The 4,261-nt window shown below is 25.6% G+C and carries 3 protein-coding genes and 1 pseudogene; all 4 read right to left on the bottom strand.

Annotated features, from left to right (window positions below; genetic code table 11):
• Nucleotides 1-155: 155 nt before the first annotated feature.
• Nucleotides 156-860 (bottom strand): annotated as a pseudogene (locus H2280_RS08085) (hypothetical protein); the annotation flags it as partial.
• A gap of 181 nt (nucleotides 861-1,041) precedes the next feature.
• Nucleotides 1,042-2,082, bottom strand: a complete 1,041-nt coding sequence (locus tag H2280_RS08080) for a lipase family protein (RefSeq protein ID WP_337216218.1) — start codon at nucleotides 2,080-2,082, stop codon at nucleotides 1,042-1,044.
• Nucleotides 2,082-2,543, bottom strand: coding sequence for a hypothetical protein (locus H2280_RS08075; protein WP_337216217.1), 462 nt, complete (start codon nucleotides 2,541-2,543; stop codon nucleotides 2,082-2,084). Before H2280_RS08075 ends, H2280_RS08080 begins: the two co-directional genes overlap by 1 nt.
• A gap of 266 nt (nucleotides 2,544-2,809) precedes the next feature.
• Nucleotides 2,810-3,313, bottom strand: coding sequence for a hypothetical protein (locus H2280_RS08070; RefSeq protein ID WP_337216216.1), 504 nt, complete (start codon nucleotides 3,311-3,313; stop codon nucleotides 2,810-2,812).
• Nucleotides 3,314-4,261 lie beyond the last annotated feature (948 nt).

Raw genomic sequence — 4,261 nt, 5'->3', positions numbered from 1 at the left:
CTCTTCAAAAGTAAAATCTGTTGTTGCTTCTAATTTATAAAGTTCTTCATAAATACTTTGACAATCAATTATGCTTTTATTTTCACAAAATAAATAAATACTTTTTTTATCTTTGTGGATAGAATATAAAAAATCTCTACTTGCCATAATTTTCCTTAATTGATGCCTATTTTAGCTTTTCCACTAAAATATAAAGCTTGTGATATTTTACAAACTCCACCTAAATACCGCTCATCCCAAATTTGATCTTTTATTTTATAAATTTTTGAATTATATCCGTATATTTTTGCTATATTGTTAATATTTTCAAGACATTTCATATCTTTATAAACTACAATAAAAATTCTAAATTCCCCAATGGCAATTTTATGGGCTAAATTTTCTTGATTATTAACAAAGGAACAATCTTTTCTGTATTTATTAAAATCATTTTTATCAAGAATTAAAATATATTTTTCTTTTTCTTGTGCATTTAAAATAAAATCTATGATTTTTGTTTGACTAATGATAGGAGCGTTATAACTTGTATAATAACTATCTCCAACCTCTTGCAAAATATCATTTGTTTCTTGCATTATAGTGGCTATTAATGAAAGAAAGTATTCAAAATGATTGATTTTTTCTGGGGAGCTTCTAAAAAGTCCAAGAGGTCCATTTTTATGAGCAAAATTTTTATTATTAATATCATTATTCTTTAACACAAAAGTTTCTGTATAAATTTGAATATTTTTCATAAAATGATTTAAATTTTCCAAACTTTCTTTTAAAGAATTATTTTTTATTATTTTATCTTCATTTTCTTTAAGCTCTAAAAGATAAGAATAAAAATAAAGAGTTCGAGTAAGAGGGATGATGGAGTGTTCCCCTGTTATTCCAGAGCTTGTATTGATTGCATGAAGCAGTATTGTATCGCTATATTGATTATCTTGATGTAATCCTAGCTTAATCCCTAATTTTGATATAGGAGAGCCGATATACCATTCATTTTTGCATTCATTTTTACTTGATTCACAATGATGTATGGAATCTTGAATTGAGAGTTTATATATATATATATCTTTCATCTCCTTTAAGTTCAAAATTTTGAGGTGTTCTCCTATCTTCTTTAAAATGTTGCCAATAATTATAAGCAAGTTGTCTATAATATGGTGCAATATCTGCTAAAATAGGGATAGCATTAATATCAAGTGGCATCATTGTTATATTAGTAGAAACACTCATTGTTATCCCATAGTATTGACTATGTTTCTCTTGGATTATCTTGTGTAATATCTTTCGTATCTTACTCTCTAATGAAGCATCATTTTTGCCTAAATCTCTTGCTCTATTTACTATATTTTCTATTTCTTCTTTTACAAATCTTTCTTGTTGTTCTTTGCTGTAAAATATAAAGAGTTTTACTATATAATCATAAGGAGGTGCTATCTTTCTAGCTCCAGGTGCATTATAAGTATATAAAGCTTTGATATTATTTCTATTCTTATCATCACAGATACTTAAAGCAAAGAGTTGTGCAAGACAGCCTCCAAGAGAGTGTCCTGTAATGGTAAGAGAATCTTTTTCTTTGATTTGTGGATAATCTTTAATACAAGTTTCATAAAAGTTTATCATATCATCATATTGAGCTTTGGGTATAGAGCCTACAGCTAAAGAAGCATCAGCTACAAACAAATCTTTAAAAGAACTCATTTCTGTTCCTCTAATGGCTAAAATATAATCGATATAGCCATATTCACTTGTATAGCTTTTTTCTTTTGTTTTACTATCAATTTGTTTTCTTTTTTCTCCAAATAAAGTAGCAGAGAAACCTGAATCTGTATTGGGGCAATGTTTTAATAAATCATAGCGAGAAAAGAATTGTTTGGCTTGTTCTTTACCAAAGTCGCCATCGAGTTCATCATTAAATATCCAACCCGTATCTTTAACTTTGTAACCTTTATAGGTAATATCGAGTATGTTTTGCATGGTAATAATTTTATCACTATTTTTAAAACTTTTCCCCTTAAAATGAAAATACCCATACGATGCCCAAGCTAATTCTGCATTATCGCAAAGTTTCTTGATTTGCTCTTTATTATTCATTATTTGCTCCTAAAAAGTAAATCTCTTTTGAAATACCTACATTCTACAGAAGTTTTCCAATTTATTCTAAAATCCATATTGCCTTCATTACCAAATATTTGAGGATAATAGACAATCCAACTCGGAGAAAATTCAATATTAGCAATATTATCCATAGAAAAAACTTCATTATTATTATCTTTCAAGTCTGTATAAGCACGCAACACTATACTATTTTTGTATGTTGTGTTTTTAAGAAAGACATATTTATCTCCCAGTTTTAATCCAAAATATCCCAAAATTTTATTGTATTTTTCCTCACTATTTGGTAAATCATTAATCTTGCATAGTTTCCTAAATTCCCAATAATTAGGTTGTATCCACCAAAATGGTACAAAACCAAGAGGAATACCTATAAAATAAATTCCGCTACATAATATAAAAGCTAAAAGAATTTTTTTAGGTGTAAGAAACTTTTTCATTTTAATATCTTAGAATCTGTTAGATGAAAGTAACCATAACTAGCCCAAGCTAACTCAGCGTTATCCCGTAGTTTTTCAACTATCTCTTTATTTGTCATTTTGCCTCCTTAAAATTACAGATAAACTTATTATCTTTAAAACATTCTGGCATCTCTCTAATATAAATATTACCACAGGTAATATAATTATCCCACATAACTCTAAAATCCATATTACCCTCATTGCCTAATATTATAGGTCTCCAATCATACCAAATTGAACCTAATTCATTGACTTCTATTATGTTTTTTTCCAAAATCCATTTTAATATTTAACTGAGCTTTTATTCTCTTGGTATCATATCTAAATCGTGCAATATAATTATTATTCTCAAGTTTTAAATTATTTTGTAAATCATTAGGATTAACTCCAAATAATTTTAATGCTTTCTCTGTTTTGCTAATATTATTATTTAATTTTATTTCTTTACTGCCAAAACAAGTATTTATAAGAGAAATGCAGCATCTAGGTTCTATTCTCATTATTTTACTTTGTTCAAAACGCGCTTGTATAGCTCTTGCATAGGTAGAATTTTGATTATTATGTTTGTCGCCTAGTTTTTGGGTATCTACTTTTTCTTCTAATTCATTGTTATTATTATCTTTATATTTAATTATACCTTTAAAAACATATTGCAACATCGCATAACTAGCATCTGCAACATTAGCATAATCTAAAAATTTAGCAATTAAGTCTAATTTAGCTTCTTGTATTTTAATGTTTTTAGGCATTTATTATTCCAAAGTTTCAACTTGCTAATCATCATTTCTTAAATTTTTGTCAATATCCTCACAATATAATACTTCTTCATATCTAAAATATAATCCAGCACCCTCATCACCTCTTAAGAATATACCATAATTATCATAAATATAGGATAAATGCGTTAAATAATGAATATCATCATAATAATCTTCAAATGTAACTTCTTTTAAAGTAAATTTATTTTTTGCAATACATTAATGCTTTTTGATTTTTTTAAAATCAAAATATATTTTTTTATTTATTTTTTGATTAAAAAAGAATTCTCCTTTTTCATCATGCATTGTATTTCCTTTTTCTCTATTGTTAAATATTTCGCAATAAGTTTTATTATAAATTATTACTTTATTATCTATATCTTTACACAACCTCTTAAACTCATAATACTAAGGATCCATATATTTTGCTAAGAATAATAAAAGATATACAGGTAAAAAAAATAAAGCAAGTTTTTTAAATATTGTTTTAAATTTATAGTTTTTGTTTTATTTTTTAATTTAAAAAAATTTTAAAGATAAAATATAAAATAATAGAAAATATAAAAACAAAAAAGAAAAATATAAGAATAAATGTTAAAAGATTAACTAAAGAATTCTAGAATTTATTAAACCCTCTCAATTTGTTTTTATATTTTTTAAACATACCTTTACTTAAATCTGTAGAATAGCTAACCTAGCGCATTCTGACATATTTATAAAGTTTCATATATTTATATATTAGCAACCTCGTTTTTCTCATAATTCTTTATATTTTTTAATATCAGAACGTATCATTTTTCTTTTGTATTTAGCAAACATACCTTATATCTAGCCAAATATAAGTTATATATTTTCATAAAATAATATTAGCTTGTGATTTACTAAGTTGCGTGATTTCTTGAGTTTTTATAGTGTCTAATGCTAAGTCTTTATATTCTA

The sequence above is a fragment of the Campylobacter sp. 2457A genome, from assembly GCF_020135895.1.
Taxonomy (GTDB): Bacteria; Campylobacterota; Campylobacteria; order Campylobacterales; family Campylobacteraceae; genus Campylobacter_D; species Campylobacter_D taeniopygiae.
This window is presented reverse-complemented; position numbering and strand designations above follow the sequence as displayed.